A 20,654-nucleotide genomic window follows, 5' to 3' on the forward strand; every position below is an offset into this window, starting at 1 on the left:
TAGAATATTGGAAATGTTGAATAATATCTTAAAAAAGGGAGTTTTTGTAAATGTTTGAATTTATGCTATATGGAACACCAATTCTTATTTCTTTTTTAGCAGGATTTTTAACACATAAATTGTTTAACAAATTATATGTTGGTCTAGCAATTTCTATCGTAATAGCATACGGTATGTCTTTTATGTTTTCAGAGCAAAAAGTATTTTTTGCTGGAATCATAGGAACCTTACTTTACTTTGCGACAGCGACCTTACTGGAAAAAAAGAAATAAAATTAATGACTCGTTTTTGCCAAAGATAGTTTCATTGTCTTTGGCAATATTTTTTTGTATAGCAAACTCACAAAAAACTTTCATCAATCCTCCTTTTCCCTATACCACATTAATTTGTTGCTCTTCAAAACTAGATTCAATGTATGAAATCTGATCTTATGTAAGTACATAGCATGCTCATTTAGGTGGAGATTGTAGATACAGTCGTTTAGACGCATGTTACATATCCAGTTTTTGTACCTAATTCTCTCAAGACATTTCTTAAGTTTAAAAAATAAAATATAAAATACTAATTAATACCTAATTTTGGTTCGCTTTTCCAAAATAGGAACTCTATGTATAAGTTTAAAGATAGATTGATTAAAAAACAAGGCTAGTTATCTATACAACTGTTTGTTATAATTCTAATAAGAAATATATTATATTACACCTAGTGTACATTTCAGAAAAAACATAAATTATTAAATTTATTCCATGTAGACTAAAAGTTTTAGTCTGTGCTTATTGCTGGATTTTTAGGTCTAGCACCCCAAAAACGAAAAAAACAAGCGAAATTTTCATAAATAACTGTAAAAAAGTAAAATTCTCGTTATGAGGGTGTCTTAAAATCTTAGGAGTTTTGTTTTTTGTTAAACATAATATATATCCCCCTGTTATATAAAAATGTAGAAAGTAAGGATTCTTTGTCCATTTCTTGGGCTGTTTTCTTTCCTTAACAACAAACAAGACGCCACCCAGATCACGGTAGCGCCTACGATAATTGCTATAAATTTATTTATCCTCACATTACTTATTTCTTTGCTTCCATACCCCATTCTCTTTACGATAAGTATTCTTGCCATTCATGAAGTCAGCTGTATTACCAGGAATGCTATATTTCTTATTCTTTTTCTTAGCCTTCTTCTTCAGCCTTTTCTCTTCTTGAATAGCTTGTAAATCCGCCTTCCATTGTTTCACCAAATCCTTTTCACGTCGCATCGAATTTGTACCCCTTGGTTTAAATGTGAATCAAATAATTAGATTCTTCCTATTTATATACTCGTTTAAACCAAATGTCTATTTTATTTAAAATAAAAGAGCGCCTGTAATGGACGCTCTTTCGAATTATTAGAGTATCGTTGACTCTTTTGCCTACTCTCACCTTATTGTATGTGAAAACATTTTCGATATGAATACGATAATTTTAAAAGAGCATCCAATGACTGGGTGTTCTTAATGTGATAAGGGATTTTCTATGAGTATTGAAATAGGATACAAGCGAGTGAACTTGTCCTACACTTCAATATATGCTTGTCCTTATCATAATGTGCAATAAAAAAAGCACCCTCGCCCAGGCGCCAAAAGATACATATACTTTGAGGTAACTAACATGTTAGAAAAGACCCTTCCCTATCATTGTATGATTATCTTTATACCTAGATGACTTATTAAATATTTTTAATGTGTAATGTCTATATAACAAAGAAAAAAGCACCCTTATTGGATGCTTAATTGCACTTATATTTTATTTTTATATGTTTTTACAACTTCTTTAGCAAATTTCGAAATTTCATTATTTAAAAAGGATATCTCCTCCACGCTATCAGCCAATGACATATTACCTATATAAGTAAAAGTAGCATTAAATGGTTCTGTATAGGTGAAAAGTTCGGCTCGATCACTATTCCTGATAATATCTGTTTTAAAATATTTCCTCATTAAATCGGTACTTTGTATTTCCCACTCATATTCAATATCTTCAACAGTTGCTATAGGAACTAATATATCATCATCTCTAATTAATCCATCTTTAACTAAAACCTCATGAGCTACACGATTTATAGTTTGAAATATGCAAACCTTATATCGATTTCTACATTTTCCCTTCTTACTTTCTAGGACTCCATGGAGACCAAACTCTTCTTTTGTCCCCTTCAAGGTAATACTTATATATTCCCCGATAGTTTTTTTAATCTTGTGGCTGACATAGGTATCGGTGCTTTCATCCCACTCTCTCCCCTATAACCGTAATAATTTAATTATACAGAAAAAAACCGCCACAATTAAGCAACGGCTTTTTTACAGCTTATAAAAATATTACAAGGGATGGAGAAACATTCACGAAAGGGGAATATCGCAATCATTTCAAGGCTGAGTACTCTCAACCTTCTCCAAGCCACCGCATCAACTAGTATGGCTACACACCCTGTGTTCGGTGACTGGGAGAAGAGTAAGAGTTTTAATAACTCTTGTTGCAATTCTTCTCGTTTATACTCCGTAGAGATTGTCCTGTGATTTTAGGGCATCACATGTCGAATGAGAGCTATAGTGTAACTCTCTTATAAAGAATTTTTAATTTATATCAAGACGTATGTGTTTCTTTCAACGCCTTGTTTGAACCAATACACTAGAGGGACGGAAGGGGAATGTTTCCGCTGTATTGGCTTAAACAAAGAGTGGAACTCTTTGCCCTAGTTTTGGTCATTAATAAGAATCGTGAGTAATCAACTGGCGCGCGTTCTGTCTGTTCTACTAAGTATCCATAAATATCAAAGTCTGCTCTTGGAATTGATTTCTTACCTTTTGGCTGTTGCGACATCCTTACGTAAGAATGAATGACTGATAGTGGTACCACGAATACTGACTTGTCCACGCTAAACTCAATAAGGAAAAAACAAATTGCCCCCATCTTTTCTGCTTTCTCCAGGTAATCCAATTGATGCTGCGCAATATTCTTTAAATCAAATCATGTAGCATTCTCTGTAGACTTTGCTTCAATTGCAATAGCTCGTCCTTTATACACGCCATCATAGTCCACTGTACTTTTAGCTTCATAGAATCCATTTAGCACACGTCCACCTTTACTTTTTAACACCTTCACAGGAGTCGGACGCTTGTTTATAAGCGCCACTCCACCTCTTTGATACATTTCGTTCGCTAGGTTGATAAGCATTTCAAATGCCATTCCACGGTTTCCTTGTCCCATTGTTATTCCTCTCTTTCTATTCAAAGGATTATTTTGTTTAAATTTTGCTTAATTCTCACCAATAATTATCTAAAAATTTAAAAATCATTATATAATGAATTTAAATTAAGATTAGGAGTGGTTAAAATGCCAGATACAATAAGACTCGTTCTTTTCATTCTTATAGCAATTAGTGCTGTTTTCTCTTTAATAAAAGAATTTAAAAAACCTGAGAAAAAAGCACTTTGGATTTCAATAGAATTTTTAGTTCTTTTCTGGGCGATATGGGTAATAGCAAATATCATAATCTAATTTATAGATTATAAGTCCCTTTTGATAAAACTCAATATTCCGTCAATATTATAGACAACCCATTAAGCTACTTTCTCCTTGTTCCCCCTTGGAGAACCGAGCAGTTAGCTTTTGCTAGCTGCTCTTTTGTGATTCATCGTCACATTATGATGAAATGGTCATATATTATCTCGAAGTAAAAAACCCTAATTTACTTTTTAATATCTCACTTTTCCCTTAAAGAGCACTTTTTAAAGGTGCTCTTTTTAGGTTCGGTAGAATAAAACTTAATATTTTGTCAATAATACAGATAGGCGATGGCCATAACTCATTTAATGAAGTCCCTAACCTTTCTCCTTTCCCCCTTTTGGAGAACCAGCCGAGCAGTTAGTTTTGGCTAACTGCTCCTTTATTTATAACAATGATAAAATTCTTTAAAATAATTCTTCTTTATTTCTCAATATAAGCAGCCTTGGATTTTTATTAACACTTCTCTGTAGTATATAAACAAAGAGTAAGGTAAGAGGTACTCTTTGCCATTTTAGAAGAGGGTCTGTTGGAGACAACAGGGCCTTTTTTCATATAGAGATAGCTTTGTTTAATTTTTCACCATTACCCACAAAAAATCTTATAATCGTTATATACTAAATTAAACTAAAGGATTAGGAGTAGATCAAATGCCAGTTACACTAGAACTTTTTCTTTTCATTCTTCTAGCAATTTGTGCTGTTGGCTATTTAGTAAAAGAATTTCAAAAAACTAGGAAAAGAACACTTGGAATTTTACTAGAATTCATGGTTCTTTTCTGGTCAATATGGAGAATATCGACTATCATAATCTAATTTATAAAACATACATTCCTTCGAATAAAACCCAATATTATGTCCATAATGTTGATAGGCTGTATGCCAAAATCAATTTAGTTTTCTCTGTATCTCCTTGTATGGAGCAGTTAGCTTTTGCTAGCTGCTCTTTTATATGTAACCCCGTTAGACAAGTTTTCATATAATATAGTCATTCCTTTCTTATGAATTAAGCTCGTCACTTGAATTATAAAAATTGGATTATATCCTATAACCTTTTCAGAAATCATTCATATCTTATTTCTGAAAAAGTTGCTCTGTTTTTTAAAAAGGTGGTTGCGGAAATAACTGCCTTTTTATTTATGACAAAATGAAAGTTTTACCATGAAGATAATTATTAAATATTTTACGCCCATACATTATAATTGAAGAGTTATTGTATATTGGCATTAAGAGAAGCGACCTGATTAAGGACTTCTCTTTTTTTATAAAATAGCAGCTCTAAATAAATTAGATACATTTACCAGTATGTTTACCACAACATTCATGTTAAAATCCGTTGTGAGTACGACATAACTCTACCTTATGAAGCTCTGCATCCCTTATGCAGGGCTCTTTTTTTATTTAAATTAACTATCCTATTAATATCGTTATTTCCTGATTTAAAGATTCGCATTAAACTAACCTCATATCGTTCTTTTTACTTTCACTTTAAAGATGATACTTCAATCTTAGTCCTAGTCCTCTAGGGCTTTTTTCATTTTAAATAAGGATTTTGTTAGAAAATGACATGTACATGTTTTTCGTTATATAATTAAGTTATCGATATATTAGGAGTGTTAATTATGTCAGTAACAATAATGATTTTGTTATATATTTGTTTCGGAATGAGTGCAGTTTTTAGTTTGATAAAGGAATTGAAAAAGCCACAGAAAAACCAGTTCTTGATTTTAGTTGATTCTCTAATTTTGCTAGGAGCCTTAATCCTAGTAGGTAGTATCTTCATCTAAATTACATAACTAGAACTCCAGTTGGGAGTGGAGCAGTTAGCGAAAGCTAACTGCTTTTTACAAATTAACTATTTTGTTTAAATTTACCTTAATTCACACCAAGTTTTCTTAACATTCAAATTAATAACTGTATAATGTAATTAAACTATTTGTATGAGAGGTGAGTTTTATGAAATGGAAACAAAAATACAATCCAAGGTATCTCTTTTACCGCATGTATAGTTATATTTATAAAGCCCTTGATGATATATCATGGTCCTTAAAATAATTTAGATTGTTATGAGTACACATTTGCTGTGTGCTCTTTTCACATTGCTATAAAATAACGCTTTTGTTTGACTGTATTTCTTACATAAAACTAACTAGACACTAACATTTTTCTGTAGTACAATTCCTATCAGAAAAGTGTTAGGAGATATATTTATGACTTTTGAAGATAATCGTAAATTAGGCATTCAACAAGGATGTATTGTAATTACAGATCAATCACAATATCTTGTTGTAAAAAAAAATGAAAATTATTCTTTATTAAACATCTCAACTGCGGAATGCATAAACTATGAAGTTTCACTTGAGCATCTTGAAGAAATGGTCCACGTAGATTTAAAAGAAAAAATTCAAGATATCATTCCACCAGAGAATATTAAAATCGTAGCTCAAAACAGAATATAAACTAGATTTTCTAAGAGCACTTTCGATAGTGCTCTTTTTTCATGAACAGTTTCAAATTACTATTTTATAAAATTTTATTCTTTTCACAATTTTATACATACATTAGTTATACGTAATATATAAATTATGTTATAATACATTTATGAAACATCACGTGTTTCAAATACAACATCTTTTGGATGACCTCTTATCTTTCCGTAAGAGGTCTTTTTTTTTAGATAACGCTTTTATAAGACTATCAGAATCATCAAATAATTACCTAGATTTAGCCGATTTGACCACCCGTCATAGCGTTATGTCTCCTGATCTAAATTCATAATCTCTGCTAAGGTTCTATCCGAAATATAAGTAGTAATGATTTGTATCTTTCCGTATTTCTTTTTAGCCATTTCTATAGCTTCCCTCTCGGACTTCGCTTCAAACCAACGAAGCTTCCATTTCTCGTCTTTGTCATAAAACTCTATTGAGTACGTCATAACGCTATTACGCTTCAAGAACTTTTCCGCTGTATTTGTTGCCGTATAATTAAAACTTCCGATTACATCCTCCAGTGTTAGTTGTTTCATGCCTCTAACCCCATTGGACGAGATTTAATTTTATTCTTATCGGCCTGATCCATAATCAATGCTGCAATTTCTAATTGGTGTCTTCCTTTCACATTTCTTTTAATCGAATTACTTCGCTTTCATCAAACACCAGATCCAATTCTTCTAGAGCGATATATAAGTTATGACGCGATTTCTTCATGTACTTTCTCTGCTGCAACGCCATTGTGTAATTTTCCTTCTCCAAATCCGTTCCAAGTCTTGGCATCCCATTTCCCCTCCAGTTGTAATTGATGAATTTCTCTTAGTTCCGCCATAACAGCATGACGCTTTCTATCCACTTCTTCAGGTGTTTGATTTGCTGCTTTACAAACGCATGTCCCAAACTGATACATACCCGTTCCATTACATGCACACATTTCGATTTCCCCCTTTTAACATGGCAATGCCTTTCTTCTGTAATCCTTTGTTTCTTTGAAAGTGATCGTTCTAAAAATTATTTAAAATCCGAGATACAATCCGTTCATCGTATACCTCGTCTAAACGCTTTCCTGTTAGGTTTGTCGTGAAAATAGTAGATTTAACCTTACCCTACCATCGAAAACATCGAATAACACCCTATTAATGAAGTTTGTTGCTTTTGTATTGGCATCTAATGCGCCTAACTCCGCTCCTAAATCATCAACTATTAATACTTCCGCCCTTACTAATCCTCTTATAATTGCACCTTCAGTTAATGTAGAGTCTTTACTGAACGTACTTTTGATTTTCCGTAGCAACTCACCCACTGTGACGAAAACAACTGACTTCCCTGCCCCTGCAAGCTGATCTGCGATAGCATAAGCGAGATGTGTTTTCCCTCCCCCGCAATTCCGGGCTATAATTGTGTTAAAAATCCCCCCATGGTACGATTTGAATAACCATCCTTTTTCATCTCAATTACTTTCCACTTTATTTCTTCTGGGTAATGTACTCTTTCTTTCAAATGAAAAACACCTCCGTTGAATTTGCATACTTAGTATGCGAATTCAGGAGGTGTTTTTTTCATGTACCACTATTCGGGTTCACTTCAATTTTACTTAGCGTGGTTTTTTCTGAAATACTGGCGGTACCAAAATATTACTTAACATGGTAAAATAATATTTGGATGGGATTCCAATACATATTATTAAAATTAAAGTGGTTTAAGTCGGAGAAAGGCACCTTAGGATGTCTTTTTTTTATGGAGAATCAATTTGAAAACCAAAAATAAAAGAACCTCAATAAACGAGGTTCAAAAAATCTACTATTTTAAATTACCTTCGTAAAAAGCAACTCCATTTTGAACATGTTTTAAATACCACGTAATCGTCCCGCCACAAACATTTTCATTAAAACTATTAGCATATACTCCATTTGAGTAATAAAGAGTTCTTTTGAATTTACCATTAGAATACTCATAAGGAATTGAACATGTTGCTTGCTTCGGAGAGCTCACAGCTTTTTGCGTATCAGCTGAAGCTGCCCCAATTCCTCCTGTTAATGCAATACCAGTTGCTAATACTCCTACTACTAATTTCTTGAACATAATAAATCCCCCTTTAATAGTTTTTATAGCTTACAATTCAACTGTATCATTTTTGTAAATTATGTAAATGTTTTGAATATGTAGAAATATTTATTTAATTTTTGGTAATATTATGATTATATTTTATCAAACGAAAAATAGAGGGGGGAAAAGAATATGTAACAATGCATAATAAATCCATCAGATATTATGATATACTCACAAAGAGCTGATACAAAATTTCTTTAGATTGGAAAACTAAATCTTATCTACCTAAAAGGACGGCGCCTTATGGCGTCTTTTTTTATGAAAAAATCCCCACACATTGTGAAGGGATTTTCATGCTACGAATATAGAAAACTAATTATTTAATATATAACGAAGTGCGCCACGTATCTCTTGGATAGTTTATTGAAGTCTTTTGATATTCAAAAGTCCCTTCTTGATGATTTGATGCGTCCCATTTATATTCCCAACCTACAATAGGATTACCACCAATTATTTGTGAACCAATATTCTTCACATCAAATCCATTCATTTTGGCAAAAGGAAACTGTCCATACCCTATTTCTTTTGTGTAAACATATAAGTAACTTCCCCCATGATCTTTAGTTGTACTAAAACTATTAGGGGTAATGTATTCAACTCCACCCAATTGTGATTCCACTTTTACTACACTTAAAGAAGTTAGAGGTGCTGCTGGCCCTGCTGATGCCTCCGATGCCATTCCTAACCCAACTACCGTTGCCACCGCTAATGATGATATCCCCAATGTAACTTTTTTTAACATATAAACATCCCCTTGTTTTATAATAAGTACAAGTTTGATATTAACAGAAATTTATAAGAATATTCCTTATTTTGAAAACGTTAACAAATTCTACTTTTTTAGATATGCAATTTAGCATATTGATTGACATGCAGGATAATTAATCCTCTACTTTCGATATAAAAACTATTTTCAAAAGGACCTGCTCAATTAATCCATAAAAACATAAAGTAATTTGAATCCATTAAAATACATGAGTGACCTCATTTTTTCGCCTCTTACTAAAAGGAGAGATTAATATGAGTTACGGTGGTAGCTGCGGTAGTTGCGGCGGCGGTTTTGCTGGAGGCTTCGCTTTATTAGTTGTATTATTTATTTTATTAATCATCGTTGGAGCTTCTTGCTTCTGCTAAAAAACTATTGGAAAAGGCACCTTTGGGTGTCTTTTCTTTTTTCTCAATATAAGAACACCAAGAATATGCTATTATGTTAATACAAATTCCCTTTTGTGCAATGAGATAGTCATAAAAATAAGGCTCACCTATAACCGTAGGTGAGCTTTATTTTTATGACACAATACCAAATTATACTCTCGTTTTTTCAAAACTTTATGCAATTATACATAGTTACATAAAATACACCAAATAAATATTAAATGTAGTAAAATATAAATTGTGGATACATTCTATAAAGCAGATTCTTTTGAAAGGCGTAACATATCAATCATTACAGAAGATGTGGCGTCACTCTAATACTGATCTCAAATCTCTTGTATTTTGTAAACTAACAATCTGATGTATATAGACGATTCTGTTTTATAGGATGTGTTTACACTAAATGAACGTGGTTCAAGTCGGAGGAAGGCACCTTAGGGTGTCTTTTCTTTATGAAAAGTAAATGAGCCTGTTAATCCAACTAGCATAGGACCAATTACTATAGAAATAGATTCCGAAAGTGCTAGTTGAGCATTTCCTTTTTTTAAGTTGTCTTTATCTGTTACTATTTCCGGTAAGAAAGAAGGAATAGCGATGTTGTAAAACGTGGTGAATATTCCATTTAAAAACATGATAAATACCAATAAGGGGAACGTTATAATATTTGTTACAGTCAGTATGGATACTGATAAAAACAATACTCCTTGACATATACTACAAATTAGCAAGACATTTTTCCTATGAAAAATGTCTATTAAAGCACCGGCTACTAATCCGAAAATTAGGTACGGGACGAATATAACACCACGAAGCATAGCAGCATTTGCTTCACTTGTTTGTAACACCTCTAATGCAAAAAGTGGCAAAGCTACTATTGTAAACTGAGTACCTAACAAACTTATAGACTGCCCTAGCCAAAGCTTATGAAAATTAAAATGTTTGCTGTCTTTCATAATATCCCCCCGTTAAATCCATTTTTATAAATTATCAAGTTTTTGATATAAACAAGAACAGGCAAAACCTATCTTTCAACTAATGTCTGTACCACATAAAATTCGAAATCTAATATAAAAGCGATTTTAGTTTCAAAATGAAGAATTGATGTTTACTATTAGGACTCAAAAGCTTTCTGGCTAATGAAAAGATCAACTTCCGAAAAATACTGCGCATTCGTTTATAAACCAATCGTATGTCACTTTGAATCACCTCCAGCGTCAGTATAACCTTGAAAGCACGCTGTTGTACGCATTTTGGAATGTAACAGCAAGATATCAAAGTTACAATGACAAGTTGTTATGTAATTATACGTAATCAAATTTGCACGATTGGAGAAAAAGAAAAATCACTGAATCTAAGGTCAAATTTGAATTCAACTCGTCACAAATATACACTTGGATTGGACCGATACTTTCCTATGATTATTCAGAAAGAATAGCGTATTGGTGGTATTTTGTTAGCTTGATGGTGATATAACGGTCCTCCTTTTAAAATAGTAGCGTATAAACATGAAAAAACTCCTAACAAATTTTGTTAGGAGTTTTTTCAAATATGCGATATTTTTTAATCTTCATGATTGATTTCTATTGTACCTGTTCTAGCACTAACCTTTAAAATATTTAACAGATTATCAGGCGTCTTGATTTCCACTTCATATTCAAATTTTGATTGTGCTAAGTTGTCATCTTCTAATTCGAATTCTTTTTTCACATTAATAATTTCTCCATTTGTATGAGCTAAAGAAATTTCACGAACTTGTTTCTCTGTGTAGTTTTCATTCTTTTTCGCATAATTGTAACCCATACCATAATATCCACCAACAATAGCAATACCACTTACTAAAATAGCAATTACACTTATAATTATTTTCTTTTTATGTTTTAACATTTTCATCCACTCCTTCATGATTAATCATCTATTCCAAATCTTGCTTCAAGTGCATTTTCTGCTTGCTCTAATTGATCTTCCAGTATATCGTGTTCTCTTTCTTGCATTTCATATTGTTCAACAGTTATCGTTCCAGCGTGATAATCTGCTTCTAGCTGGTTATCAGATAGATCTATCTTGTCATCTAATTGATCAATTTCTTTTTTTGCTGCTAAGTACGTATTTAAGTTTTCTTCTTTTGCTCCAACTGGTTTCGTGTTATTTGCCTTTTCAACGATAAATGTGACTTCGTTTTTGAAATCTTGCATTTGCTTCGTATCATTCGTAGCAGGCCCTGTTTTGTGTGGTTCTTGTTGTAGTTGAGCACTTTCTTTTTGCAATGTATCATTTTCCACTTTCAGTTGTTGTACTTCTGTATTGTTATCAGCTTGAGTAGAACAAGCTGTTAAGAATAGACAAGACATTGCTCCAATCAACATCCACTTTCTCATTCTGTTTTCCTCCCTCTACATGTGCACCTTATCCTTGCCTTTATATTACTGAACAAACATTAAAGGAAGATTAATGTACAAAAAAATAAAATGATATAATTAAATCGTTTCTAATCTTTCTTTAATGTTTTGGAATTATAGTGATACATATAAATAAGGAAAAAAGGAGAATGTTAATGCGAGTTCTTATTGTCGAAGATGAACAAGACTTACAAAATATATTGGTAAAACGATTAAATACAGAACATTATAGTGTCGATGCATGTGGGAATGGAGAAGATGCCTTGAATTATATAAACATGGCTACCTACGATTTGATTGTGCTTGACATTATGATTCCCGGAATAGATGGTTTACAAGTATTACAAAGATTACGCGCGGACAATAATACAACTCCTGTCTTGCTTCTTACAGCTAAAGATACAATTGATGATCGTGTAACAGGACTCGACTTAGGTGCGGACGATTATTTAGTAAAGCCATTTGCTTTTGACGAACTGTTAGCAAGAATGCGAGTGTTAATGCGAAGAAAATCAGGAAACACATCTAATGTGTTTGAAATCGCTGACCTAGTGGTAGATTGTAATATGCATAAGGTAACAAGAGGAGATCAGGTTATCACTCTTTCCAGTAAAGAATTTGCTATTTTAGAATATATGATTCGTAATAAGGAAGTTGTGTTGACACGAGATAAAATTGAGCAACATGCGTGGAATTACGACTATGAAGGTGGCTCGAATATTATTGATGTTTATATCCGCTATCTTCGTAAAAAAATTGATAGCCAGTTTGAAACGAAGTTAATTCATACAGTACGAGGAACTGGTTACGTATTGCGAGTGGAATCATGAAAAGACTATCCATCAAAATGAGAGTAACCCTGTGGTATACAGGGCTAATTGTAATTATTATGGCACTCGTGTTAGCTTTTATTTTAACTTCTTCAGATAAAGTTTTGCTTTTTAATATGAAAGTTCAATTAAAGAACACAGTAAAAGAAAGCATGGAAGATATCGAATATAAGCATGGACAATTAAAAATGGACGATGATTTTAAAACCTTAGAAGATGGAGTAAATATCATCATTTATAATAAACAAGGTGAGCTGCTGGCAGGAAATAGTCCAACAAGCTTTAATAAAAAGATATCGCTTAAATCCGATGAAATACAAACCATTACAGACGATAATAAAGAATGGATTGTATATGATTTTCTCCATAATGCAGGCGGCGATGAGCAAGTCTGGATTCGTGGAATAATGACGATGAGCCAATTATCCTCAACGATGAATACGTTTATTGTCGTAACACTTATCTCATTCCCATTACTTATTCTCATTGCCGCAGTGGGAGGATATTTTATTACGCAAAGAGCGTTTCGACCTGTGCAACAAATGAGTGATTCAGCCAGTAAAATTGGTGATGGTAAAGACCTTTCCAAGAGAATTAATTTACACGGTTCACCAAAAGACGAAATGTATCATTTAGCACAAACCTTTGACAAAATGTTTGAGCGATTGGAAACATCATTTGAAAGTGAAAAACAATTTACATCTGACGCATCTCATGAATTAAGAACACCAACATCTGTTATTATTTCGCAATGCGAATACGCTTTATTGCAGAGAAATAATCCGAAAGAAATGGAAGAATCGTTAGAAGTAATTTTAAAGCAATCACGTAAAATGTCCGCGCTAATCTCACAACTCTTATTATTAGCAAGAGCTGATCAAGGAAAGCATAATACTCTTCAGTTTGAATGTATCAATATGAGTGAATTAACGGAAATCGTTGTAGAAGAGCTTTCATTAATGGTTCAAGAAGCTTCGATTGATATAACAACTAATATAGAGGAAGACCTGTTTATGAAAGCAGATCAAACATTGATGATGCGTTTATTAATGAATTTACTAACGAATGCGATTGCTTATAGTAAAGCGAACGGAACTGTACATGTGCAATTGTTCGGAGATGAAACCAACATAATAGGTAAAGTCTCCGATAATGGCATAGGCATCAGCGAGCAACATATTACTAAAATATGGGACCGATTCTATCGAGTTGACGCAGCACGAACATCTTCAAACATCGGAAACACAGGTTTAGGATTGTCGATGGTAAAATGGATTGTCGAACTACACGGAGGAGAAATTACCGTTGAAAGTGAACTAGGAGAAGGCAGTACTTTTACATTTAAACTACCAATTGAAAAACGGAAATAATTTATGAGTGTCTGTAGCTTCAGAATAAAGATTGATTCAAAAGCTCTCTTCAATCCTTATATAAAAGTAACCGACGCATTATAAACAGCATCGATTTTATCATTTTGGACAACCTGTTCTGTTAAGTTGATATGCCTATGGAAAAAAATATCGAAATAAAACCCCAGAAATCGAAAGGTCTCTGGGGCTTCATTATATATTTAGCTCTTTTTGCTTTTTGTTTTGTTTATGTCTATGCAGCAATTTTCGACTTATGAGAGAAATCAGTAATAAAATCAGTATTAGTACGAGAATCTGCATAAATGACAAATCAAAATATTTAGCACCTGTAACGATTAAAAGTGTAGAAATTGTACCTTTTACAATGAAAAAAATAATAATCCATAATCCGCCTTTTTTCCAGTTCATTTTTATATTACCCTTTCCTACTTTTAAATTCTTAAATGAGACACCTTAATAAAAATCTATTATATTAGTAAACTTTCCCATGAAAATCATATACAATTACATGCGACGATTCCATAATAAATGAAAATGATATTCAGTGTCAATTTTATTGACTATTTGAATACCTATCATCTCAATCTCTTTCCACTTTATTTCTTATAAACAATGAACCCTTGTCTTCAAACAAAAAAACACCTCCATTAAATTTACATACTTCGTATGCGAATTCAAGAGGTGTTTTTTCATGTACCATCAAATAAAATTCCCTGCTTTATTTATTTCTCAATACGTACCTATTTTCTAGTACACAATAACTGGATCATTCGTGTTCAAACTATCATATACAGTTTTTGCAACGTTAGGAAGAAGGTTCACACACCCGCCTGATCCCCCTGTTAAATAAGCATTATTTGCCCAATCTTTTCGCCAGCCAGCATCGTGGAATCCTTGACCGCTATTTGTGAATGGAACCCAGTAATCTACTTTAACTGCATAATCAGCTTTACCTACTGCGCTGCCTCTCAGCGTGTATGGAGTTCGTTTGTATAGAACGTACCATACACCTGGAGATGTATCTTCAGCCGTGCTATGTTTACCCGTTACTACATTTGTTGTGACGACTAATTTTCCATCTTTATAAATCCAAATTTGTTGATCTGCAATGGAAACTTCCGCATATGTATCTCCGATGCCATTATTCGATGTTGTTTCATAGCCGATACCTTCCTTCTCCCAACCATTTCCGTGAATATTAGAAGCAGAAAGCGATTTTTCACCTTTCTCAAAGGCTTCTTGAACTTGTTTTGTTTCTTTTTCAATATCTAGTGCCCAGCCGTATCCTTGTCCTTTTACTGATATGACCGAACCAGAATGTGTTTTAAATGCGAAGTCTTTATGTAATGTAGATTTAGCCTTATTAATTTCAACAATCTTATTCTTAATATCGCTCGCATCGATTGTCACTTTCATATCCTTTGACATAGAGGCATTTTGAATGAAATCTTTCGCTTTTAATGAATAGACTTCATTTTGCACTTTATAATCAACAGACTGCCCAAGAAGATTCTGTAATGCTTTCTCTTCTTTTTTGATAATCGGATCGTCTTCTTTAATAGGCTGTATGTATGCAGACTTTAGATGAATTTCGCTTTTATGCTTCTGTTTGTCGTAATCTTTTAGTAGACTCGTAACGTCATATTGTTTTCCATCAACGCTCTTCGAAATAACAACTTTTCCTTGTTCAAGCTTCGCCATAGCATCTTGAGGCGCCTTTAATTTTTCATTCATAGAGACAAGCTTTTCTTCTACAAGTTTTTTCATCGTTTCACTACGATACTGTTCTGCCTTTTCTGGTAGCAATGAGTAATCTTTTTCCTTTGAAGAAGGGAAAAATGTCCACTGGCTTTTTAATAGTTTCTTAACTTGTGGCAAATCTTTTTCCGTCAGTTCCGTCTTTGTCTCTTGTTCATCTAAAATTTGCTGTTGATCAATATAGACTTTGTTTGCTAATCCAGATGTTTTTAATTTCTGTATTGCCTGATCAGCGCTCAAACCACCGACTTTTGTATCATTAATCGTAACATTTGAATTGAAGTGAGTTGCCTGATAATAACTCATTCCCCCAATAAGAAGTGCAATTACACCGCCACCCGCTGCGATAAGTTTCCAATTTGTAAAACGCTTTTTTGATCTTACCCGTTTTTTCTCAACTTCTTCAACTGATTCATTTACAGTATTGTTATTCATCAATCTTTCCCCCGTATACATTAACGTCAATCGATTTTAAACCAAAACCATTGAATAGTGTACCTTATTTTCCCTAAAATTTCATTCTTTTTAACCAGTTTTTATCTCATTTAATCGATTAAAGTCAGATTTTTTAATAGTAAGATATATAAAGATGATAGATAAAGTGAAAAAGGATCACAACAATCGAGCTATTACGTGCCCCTCGTATTCGCCAAATTTTGAAGAACGATACTACTTAACTTGATAAAATACTTTTCGGATAGTTCAAATCAGAGAAAGGCACCATAGGGTGTTTATTATTTATGAAAAATATCCACAAAAAAAGGACTACATGTAGACTCTTTTTTGTGAATATTTTAATGTCGCATATTATATACATTTAAATGCAAATCATGCTCCCTGCTTTCCACCATGTTTCACAACATTTACTATCGGCCTAACTAATTTCACCTTATAATCTTTATCATCAACAATTTCAAGATTCTTTAAACTATTATATATGTTTGTACCACGCTTTATTGATCCGTTCAATCTTTACAGGTGTTGAAGTTTTAGACTCATCCTTTGTTATAATCCTATTATTAGAACATCCTGCAATGGTGAGGCAGCATGTAGCCAATAAAACTAATAATATTAACTTCTTCAAATAGCCACTCCTATATAAGGGAAATATTATATTAAGAAAATTAAACATAACATCGAATCTTTGTAAAAACAATATATTTCCTAATTTTATTATTCATTGGCAGATTCATGCACACCTTAAGGTCCATGAATCCGCTTATAAGCGTAGAACCTCATGCTCATCGATTCAATGTCCAATTTCCATTTTATCCGATTCTCAATATTTATTCCAATATAAAAAGATAACTATGTTTGTTGAAAACTAAGTATCTCTCAAAATGCAAAATACGAACTGAATTCCTATAACTCTATATATGTTTATTCAGCTAAACTCTCCCCTGTAACGATCTGAAACAAAGTGGCTGCATGTTTTCCCTCTAATTGAGCGTACCGATTATCCCCCGCCTTAATTTCCAATTTCTCCTTATTCGTGCTTACCCAAATTTGATACAACACAGCTTTCGCCTCTATTTTCGGATTTTTAAATTGAAAAATAAAGTGATAATCCGCTGGACGAGACATTTCCACTTTTTTATTCTCAAAAGTAGTATCCTTTAATATTTTCTTTACTTGCAACACTTCATTATTATCTGTCACTACCTTAAAATCTTCATATTCATCATCAGCAGTATAATTTTGTACTTCGATTCTTTGATCTTCATTTCCTAGTCTATTTGAACAGCCGGTTATTATGAATATACAGATACTAATAATAACTAGAGACCAATTTCTAAATTTCATATTAATACCCTCTTTTCAATACAAAATATTTTAATTTGTAAAATAAAGGTAATTAATTTAAACTTAAAAATATAAATAATAAAGAGAAAGGAGTATCGTTCCATGCAGTTACAAACATACACTTGGAAAAGTTATACGTTTCTCATTGTAAGTATATTCGTTACTATTAATCTCTTTCTCTTCACACCTATTTTAGACCGAGTTGGAGTAGCATATGTCGTGCCTTTCGCCTACTTCATATTAGCTTCCGCTTTTATAGCAATCCTATTAGCGGTCATCTCTTTTTGTAGCCGATCTGAGAAGAAAATTTTAGCCATTATCGGTTTATGTTTTACTCTATTTAACACTGCAATTATTTTATTTTTCCTTTGGTTTGGTTATTATTTCACTTAATTGAAATATAAATAAACTCCATAAGCTACAAATAAAATTAGTAAAATAGAAATGCTGAGTATCGTGTATATAATCCATTTTACATTTAAACTCATATACTTCCCCCTCTCACCCTTATTAGTTCCAGTATATAACAAAAAAGCATTGGATACCCAATGCTTTTTTACACTTACGCAAATAAAGATGTATTCGCATATAAAGCTGGTGAACCACCTGAATGTACGAATAAAATGTTGTCTTCTTTATTAAATGTACCTTTTTTAATTAAGTCGATTAGCCCCGCTACTGCTTTACCTGTATACACTGGATCCAGTAAAATACCTTCTGTTTTCGCAAGTAATTGAACTGCTTCCACCATTTCTGGCGTTGGTAACGCGTAACCTGGTCCTACATATTCATCAAAGCATGTCACAGCTTCGCGCGAGATAAAATTCGGAATACCAACGTGAGCTGACGTTTCCTCTACAAGTTTTGCTACTTTCTCTTCTTGCTCTGCTTTTCCTCTACTTACGTTGATTCCGATTACAGGGATATTACTTTGTGTTCCAGCAAAGCCAGTAATTAAACCAGCGTGCATACCTGCGCTACCACTTACGCAAACAACTGAGCTGAAATCAATTCCTTGATCGAATGATTGTGCCATAATTTCTTGCGCACAAGCAACGTATCCCATTGCACCAGTAGGATTTGATCCACCAACTGGTATTACATATGGTGTATTACCTTTCTCACTTACTTCTTTCGCAACTTTATGCATCTCTTCCATAAGATCTGCTCCGTTTGGTACGACAATTACATTTTCAGCACCTAGTAAATGATATAAGAAATAGTTTCCGTTAAAGTCTCGCTTCTCTTCTGGCTCAAGTCCTTCTTCTAACACAAGGATACACTTCATTTTTTCTTTTACCGCAGCTGCAAGTGTTAAGCGGCAATGATTGGACTGAATACCACCAGCTGTAATTAACGTATCTGCACCTTTTTCCTGTGCATCCGCAACTAGAAACTCTAACTTTCTCGTCTTATTGCCACCAGCTGTTAAACCAAGTAAATCATCTCGTTTAAAATAAATAGTTGGCCCACCAATTACTTCAGAAAAATTGTTTAATTTTTCAATCGGTGTATATGATTCTGTATATTTTTTTCTCGGGAATTTAGCTAAATTCATAAATAACGCTCCTTTTGTACTTCTTTCACAATGTATGTAACGATACTATTATTGCATGTAAAAATGATGAAGTCATCTTTCTGGGGTAAAAATGTATTGGAATTTAGTACATGAAATTGCATTTACGCTTTTATCACTTCAATTCGGTACATGAAATTTATACGAGCGATTTTTCAAATATATCGACTTACCGGCAAAACCGAAAAGGACCACTTATTAAAAAGTTGGCCCTTTCCAATTACTTATTTACCGAAAAACGAAGTAGCTGCGTTAATCCCGGCTGTAAATTCATTTCGCCTTTATGGCGTACGTATACAATTTTGTCCCCATCAAATTTCGGAGGATTCCCTGGATTATACGTATGCCACTCATTCGTTCCTTCTATAGAATACTCCATGTATTCTGTTGCACCGACGATTACGTTTTTACTGTCATCTGCTGTAACATTTGGTGCCATTTGTGCAACTTTCGAATCGCTAATTAATAATTTTTTAATATCTTTATCACGTTTATAATCGTAAGCTGTTACGATTACATCGTTACCGTATGCTTTTATTTGTAGTCCTTGTTTAAATGAATATCCATCCGGAGCAGTTTTCTCTCCGCCATTTGGTCCAGCTGACATCCAGCCCGTTTCAATTCCGCCCGTATTTACAACTGTAAATCCTTTTTCATCTCCACCTGCAATCTTCTTTTTACCAGCCCAGTCCGGTAAGTTTAAATCCCAATGCGTATGACTCGTAAAGAAAACGACCTGCGGATAGTCTTTTAATATATCGTACAATTTATCAACGTTTAAATAGTCTTGTAAATATGGTGATTGTCTTGATCCAGACACAGTATCAGGTAAAATGTGATGAGAGAAAATGAAAATTGGTTTATTTTTATCTTTTTGGCTGTACTCTTCTAAATTTTGTTTTAACCAACCTAGTTGCTCATCACTCATATATACTTCGTCCCACATTTTTGAATCGTGGTATTTCATATATTTTTCAGTTCCTAAAAATAGAAGCGGATAACCGTCTAATTCTTTTTTATGATATACCTTTTCTTGTCCACTAAATTTCAGATAGCGGTTAAATAAAGTTTCCTCAGTTACACCATTTGGCCATGTATTTTGAGAAAGTTTCCCATCAGCCGTCCATTTACCAGCATAAAATTCATGATTTCCAACTGTTGACCATACATTTTCCGGGACCTTATTTTTGTTTAATACACGCTTAACATCATCATATTGTGACTGCTGTCCAGTTGATGTTATATCCCCATTCAAAATAAGCGCTCTAGAAAGTGGCATCACTTTGTTCATATCTTTTAACACATGATCAAAATCCCCTAAATCCCCTTGAATATCACTAATAACATTAAAAGTTGTAGCTGACTTTCGGACTTGCTCTTTCCCTTCCGCATGTGCTGAAAATGTCGGTAATAACGCCGCCATAAAAGCTAATGAAGCAACTACCTTTTTCATACAAATTCTCCCCCTAATCATAAAATGTACAAACTGACATATTCTGCTTTCTCTTAGGTGCTTGTCCAATTCATATTATAGGGAGTGATTGTAAAGATTGATGGAGTAAAAAATTAAGTGTTTTTTAAGAGATTTTGTTGTTTTTTGCACTCCCCAATTAGCGATTCACGCCAATCTAGCTT

The 20,654-nt window shown here is 33.2% G+C and carries 20 protein-coding genes and 4 pseudogenes; 7 read left to right on the forward strand and 17 right to left on the reverse strand.

Features of this window, described 5'->3' with window-relative positions:
* The first annotated feature begins 50 nt into the window (after positions 1 to 50).
* Positions 51 to 272 carry a hypothetical protein gene (locus KZZ19_RS15465; protein ID WP_237982233.1) on the forward strand — a complete coding sequence of 74 codons (222 nt, stop codon included), beginning with the start codon at positions 51 to 53 and terminating at the stop codon, positions 270 to 272.
* 786 nt (positions 273 to 1,058) lie between these two features.
* On the opposite strand, the gene KZZ19_RS15470 is transcribed toward KZZ19_RS15465, so the two are convergent.
* The 3 genes and pseudogenes from KZZ19_RS15470 to KZZ19_RS15480 all read right to left on the reverse strand — a co-directional run.
* Positions 1,059 to 1,250 carry a hypothetical protein gene (locus KZZ19_RS15470; RefSeq protein ID WP_348637998.1) on the reverse strand — a complete coding sequence of 64 codons (192 nt, stop codon included), beginning with the start codon at positions 1,248 to 1,250 and terminating at the stop codon, positions 1,059 to 1,061.
* 519 nt (positions 1,251 to 1,769) lie between these two features.
* Positions 1,770 to 2,189 carry a hypothetical protein gene (locus KZZ19_RS15475; protein ID WP_237982235.1) on the reverse strand — a complete coding sequence of 140 codons (420 nt, stop codon included), beginning with the start codon at positions 2,187 to 2,189 and terminating at the stop codon, positions 1,770 to 1,772.
* Positions 2,190 to 2,739: 550 nt separating this feature from the next.
* Positions 2,740 to 3,237: pseudogene (locus tag KZZ19_RS15480) on the reverse strand (Holliday junction resolvase RecU); the annotation flags it as partial.
* Between the two features lie 126 nt (positions 3,238 to 3,363).
* Between KZZ19_RS15480 and KZZ19_RS15485 the strand changes: the two are divergent.
* Complete coding sequence (locus KZZ19_RS15485; RefSeq protein WP_076542666.1) at positions 3,364 to 3,528, forward strand: hypothetical protein; 165 nt, start codon at positions 3,364 to 3,366, stop codon at positions 3,526 to 3,528.
* A gap of 2,215 nt (positions 3,529 to 5,743) precedes the next feature.
* Positions 5,744 to 5,992, forward strand: coding sequence for a hypothetical protein (locus KZZ19_RS15490; RefSeq protein WP_088096958.1), 249 nt, complete (start codon positions 5,744 to 5,746; stop codon positions 5,990 to 5,992).
* 293 nt (positions 5,993 to 6,285) lie between these two features.
* On the opposite strand, the gene KZZ19_RS15495 is transcribed toward KZZ19_RS15490, so the two are convergent.
* The 6 genes and pseudogenes from KZZ19_RS15495 to KZZ19_RS15520 form a co-directional block, all read right to left on the reverse strand.
* Complete coding sequence (locus KZZ19_RS15495) at positions 6,286 to 6,558, reverse strand: hypothetical protein (protein ID WP_088096959.1); 273 nt, start codon at positions 6,556 to 6,558, stop codon at positions 6,286 to 6,288.
* A pseudogene (locus KZZ19_RS15500) lies at positions 6,555 to 6,805 on the reverse strand (helix-turn-helix domain-containing protein). Before KZZ19_RS15500 ends, KZZ19_RS15495 begins: the two are co-directional and overlap by 4 nt.
* Complete coding sequence (locus KZZ19_RS15505) at positions 6,720 to 6,956, reverse strand: hypothetical protein (RefSeq protein WP_088096960.1); 237 nt, start codon at positions 6,954 to 6,956, stop codon at positions 6,720 to 6,722. Before KZZ19_RS15505 ends, KZZ19_RS15500 begins: the two are co-directional and overlap by 86 nt.
* Positions 6,957 to 6,971: 15 nt before the next feature.
* Positions 6,972 to 7,433, reverse strand: a pseudogene (locus KZZ19_RS15510) (ATP-binding protein); the annotation flags it as partial.
* Between the two features lie 389 nt (positions 7,434 to 7,822).
* Positions 7,823 to 8,104 (reverse strand): LCI fold-containing protein, encoded by a 282-nt coding sequence (locus KZZ19_RS15515; RefSeq protein WP_060629797.1) that lies wholly within the window; start codon positions 8,102 to 8,104, stop codon positions 7,823 to 7,825.
* Between the two features lie 343 nt (positions 8,105 to 8,447).
* On the reverse strand, positions 8,448 to 8,873 hold the full coding sequence (locus KZZ19_RS15520; RefSeq protein ID WP_237980900.1) for a DUF4879 domain-containing protein: 426 nt from the start codon (positions 8,871 to 8,873) through the stop codon (positions 8,448 to 8,450).
* Positions 8,874 to 9,151: 278 nt separating this feature from the next.
* On the opposite strand from KZZ19_RS15520, the gene KZZ19_RS15525 reads away from it, so the two are divergent.
* Positions 9,152 to 9,265 carry a YjcZ family sporulation protein gene (locus KZZ19_RS15525; protein ID WP_237980899.1) on the forward strand — a complete coding sequence of 38 codons (114 nt, stop codon included), beginning with the start codon at positions 9,152 to 9,154 and terminating at the stop codon, positions 9,263 to 9,265.
* A gap of 479 nt (positions 9,266 to 9,744) precedes the next feature.
* On the opposite strand, the pseudogene KZZ19_RS15530 reads toward KZZ19_RS15525, so the two are convergent.
* The 3 genes and pseudogenes from KZZ19_RS15530 to KZZ19_RS15540 form a co-directional block, all read right to left on the reverse strand.
* Positions 9,745 to 10,239 (reverse strand): annotated as a pseudogene (locus tag KZZ19_RS15530) (MFS transporter); the annotation flags it as partial.
* A 607-nt stretch (positions 10,240 to 10,846) separates the two neighbouring features.
* Complete coding sequence (locus tag KZZ19_RS15535) at positions 10,847 to 11,170, reverse strand: PepSY domain-containing protein (RefSeq protein ID WP_088096963.1); 324 nt, start codon at positions 11,168 to 11,170, stop codon at positions 10,847 to 10,849.
* A gap of 20 nt (positions 11,171 to 11,190) precedes the next feature.
* Entirely contained in the window at positions 11,191 to 11,661 is a 471-nt protein-coding gene (locus KZZ19_RS15540; RefSeq protein ID WP_088096964.1) for a hypothetical protein, read from the reverse strand.
* 176 nt (positions 11,662 to 11,837) lie between these two features.
* On the opposite strand from KZZ19_RS15540, the gene KZZ19_RS15545 reads away from it, so the two are divergent.
* Both KZZ19_RS15545 and KZZ19_RS15550 read left to right on the forward strand, forming a co-directional pair.
* Complete coding sequence (locus KZZ19_RS15545; protein WP_088096965.1) at positions 11,838 to 12,512, forward strand: response regulator transcription factor; 675 nt, start codon at positions 11,838 to 11,840, stop codon at positions 12,510 to 12,512.
* Positions 12,509 to 13,882 carry a sensor histidine kinase gene (locus KZZ19_RS15550; RefSeq protein WP_088096966.1) on the forward strand — a complete coding sequence of 458 codons (1,374 nt, stop codon included), beginning with the start codon at positions 12,509 to 12,511 and terminating at the stop codon, positions 13,880 to 13,882. Before KZZ19_RS15545 ends, KZZ19_RS15550 begins: the two co-directional genes overlap by 4 nt.
* Before the next feature lie 192 nt (positions 13,883 to 14,074).
* Here the strand turns inward: KZZ19_RS15550 and KZZ19_RS15555 are convergent, their stop codons facing one another.
* From KZZ19_RS15555 to KZZ19_RS15565, 3 genes are all read right to left on the reverse strand, one after another.
* Positions 14,075 to 14,290 (reverse strand): hypothetical protein, encoded by a 216-nt coding sequence (locus KZZ19_RS15555; protein ID WP_088096967.1) that lies wholly within the window; start codon positions 14,288 to 14,290, stop codon positions 14,075 to 14,077.
* 339 nt (positions 14,291 to 14,629) lie between these two features.
* A complete protein-coding gene (locus KZZ19_RS15560; protein ID WP_088096968.1) occupies positions 14,630 to 16,075 on the reverse strand; it encodes a L,D-transpeptidase family protein in 1,446 nt (481 codons plus the stop codon).
* A 945-nt stretch (positions 16,076 to 17,020) separates the two neighbouring features.
* Positions 17,021 to 17,443, reverse strand: a complete 423-nt coding sequence (locus KZZ19_RS15565; protein ID WP_237980898.1) for a hypothetical protein — start codon at positions 17,441 to 17,443, stop codon at positions 17,021 to 17,023.
* Between the two features lie 102 nt (positions 17,444 to 17,545).
* Between KZZ19_RS15565 and KZZ19_RS15570 the strand changes: the two genes are divergently transcribed.
* A complete protein-coding gene (locus tag KZZ19_RS15570) occupies positions 17,546 to 17,836 on the forward strand; it encodes a hypothetical protein (protein WP_237980897.1) in 291 nt (96 codons plus the stop codon).
* Positions 17,837 to 18,005: 169 nt separating this feature from the next.
* Here the strand turns inward: KZZ19_RS15570 and KZZ19_RS15575 are convergent, their stop codons facing one another.
* On the reverse strand, positions 18,006 to 19,001 hold the full coding sequence (locus KZZ19_RS15575) for a D-cysteine desulfhydrase (protein ID WP_237980896.1): 996 nt from the start codon (positions 18,999 to 19,001) through the stop codon (positions 18,006 to 18,008).
* Positions 19,002 to 19,239: 238 nt separating this feature from the next.
* Positions 19,240 to 20,472, reverse strand: coding sequence for a DUF4073 domain-containing protein (locus tag KZZ19_RS15580; protein ID WP_237980895.1), 1,233 nt, complete (start codon positions 20,470 to 20,472; stop codon positions 19,240 to 19,242).
* Positions 20,473 to 20,654 lie beyond the last annotated feature (182 nt).

The organism is Bacillus thuringiensis, assembly GCF_022095615.2.
GTDB classification, from domain to species: Bacteria; Bacillota; Bacilli; order Bacillales; family Bacillaceae_G; genus Bacillus_A; species Bacillus_A cereus_AG.

What these genes read in the sequence shown, in the direction of transcription:
- KZZ19_RS15485 (WP_076542666.1), top strand. Translation starts at nt 3,364, where the DNA reads ATGCCAGATACAATAAGACTCGTTCTTTTCATTCTTATAGCAATTAGT.
- KZZ19_RS15575 (WP_237980896.1), bottom strand. Translation starts at nt 19,001, where the DNA reads ATGAATTTAGCTAAATTCCCGAGAAAAAAATATACAGAATCATATACA.
- KZZ19_RS15515 (WP_060629797.1), bottom strand. Translation starts at nt 8,104, where the DNA reads ATGTTCAAGAAATTAGTAGTAGGAGTATTAGCAACTGGTATTGCATTA.
- KZZ19_RS15580 (WP_237980895.1), bottom strand. Translation starts at nt 20,472, where the DNA reads ATGAAAAAGGTAGTTGCTTCATTAGCTTTTATGGCGGCGTTATTACCG.
- KZZ19_RS15505 (WP_088096960.1), bottom strand. Translation starts at nt 6,956, where the DNA reads ATGTGTGCATGTAATGGAACGGGTATGTATCAGTTTGGGACATGCGTT.
- KZZ19_RS15560 (WP_088096968.1), bottom strand. Translation starts at nt 16,075, where the DNA reads ATGAATAACAATACTGTAAATGAATCAGTTGAAGAAGTTGAGAAAAAA.
- KZZ19_RS15525 (WP_237980899.1), top strand. Translation starts at nt 9,152, where the DNA reads ATGAGTTACGGTGGTAGCTGCGGTAGTTGCGGCGGCGGTTTTGCTGGA.
- KZZ19_RS15520 (WP_237980900.1), bottom strand. Translation starts at nt 8,873, where the DNA reads ATGTTAAAAAAAGTTACATTGGGGATATCATCATTAGCGGTGGCAACG.
- KZZ19_RS15470 (WP_348637998.1), bottom strand. Translation starts at nt 1,250, where the DNA reads ATGCGACGTGAAAAGGATTTGGTGAAACAATGGAAGGCGGATTTACAA.
- KZZ19_RS15535 (WP_088096963.1), bottom strand. Translation starts at nt 11,170, where the DNA reads ATGTTAAAACATAAAAAGAAAATAATTATAAGTGTAATTGCTATTTTA.
- KZZ19_RS15570 (WP_237980897.1), top strand. Translation starts at nt 17,546, where the DNA reads ATGCAGTTACAAACATACACTTGGAAAAGTTATACGTTTCTCATTGTA.
- KZZ19_RS15540 (WP_088096964.1), bottom strand. Translation starts at nt 11,661, where the DNA reads ATGAGAAAGTGGATGTTGATTGGAGCAATGTCTTGTCTATTCTTAACA.
- KZZ19_RS15495 (WP_088096959.1), bottom strand. Translation starts at nt 6,558, where the DNA reads ATGAAACAACTAACACTGGAGGATGTAATCGGAAGTTTTAATTATACG.
- KZZ19_RS15550 (WP_088096966.1), top strand. Translation starts at nt 12,509, where the DNA reads ATGAAAAGACTATCCATCAAAATGAGAGTAACCCTGTGGTATACAGGG.
- KZZ19_RS15555 (WP_088096967.1), bottom strand. Translation starts at nt 14,290, where the DNA reads ATGAACTGGAAAAAAGGCGGATTATGGATTATTATTTTTTTCATTGTA.
- KZZ19_RS15565 (WP_237980898.1), bottom strand. Translation starts at nt 17,443, where the DNA reads ATGAAATTTAGAAATTGGTCTCTAGTTATTATTAGTATCTGTATATTC.
- KZZ19_RS15545 (WP_088096965.1), top strand. Translation starts at nt 11,838, where the DNA reads ATGCGAGTTCTTATTGTCGAAGATGAACAAGACTTACAAAATATATTG.
- KZZ19_RS15490 (WP_088096958.1), top strand. Translation starts at nt 5,744, where the DNA reads ATGACTTTTGAAGATAATCGTAAATTAGGCATTCAACAAGGATGTATT.
- KZZ19_RS15465 (WP_237982233.1), top strand. Translation starts at nt 51, where the DNA reads ATGTTTGAATTTATGCTATATGGAACACCAATTCTTATTTCTTTTTTA.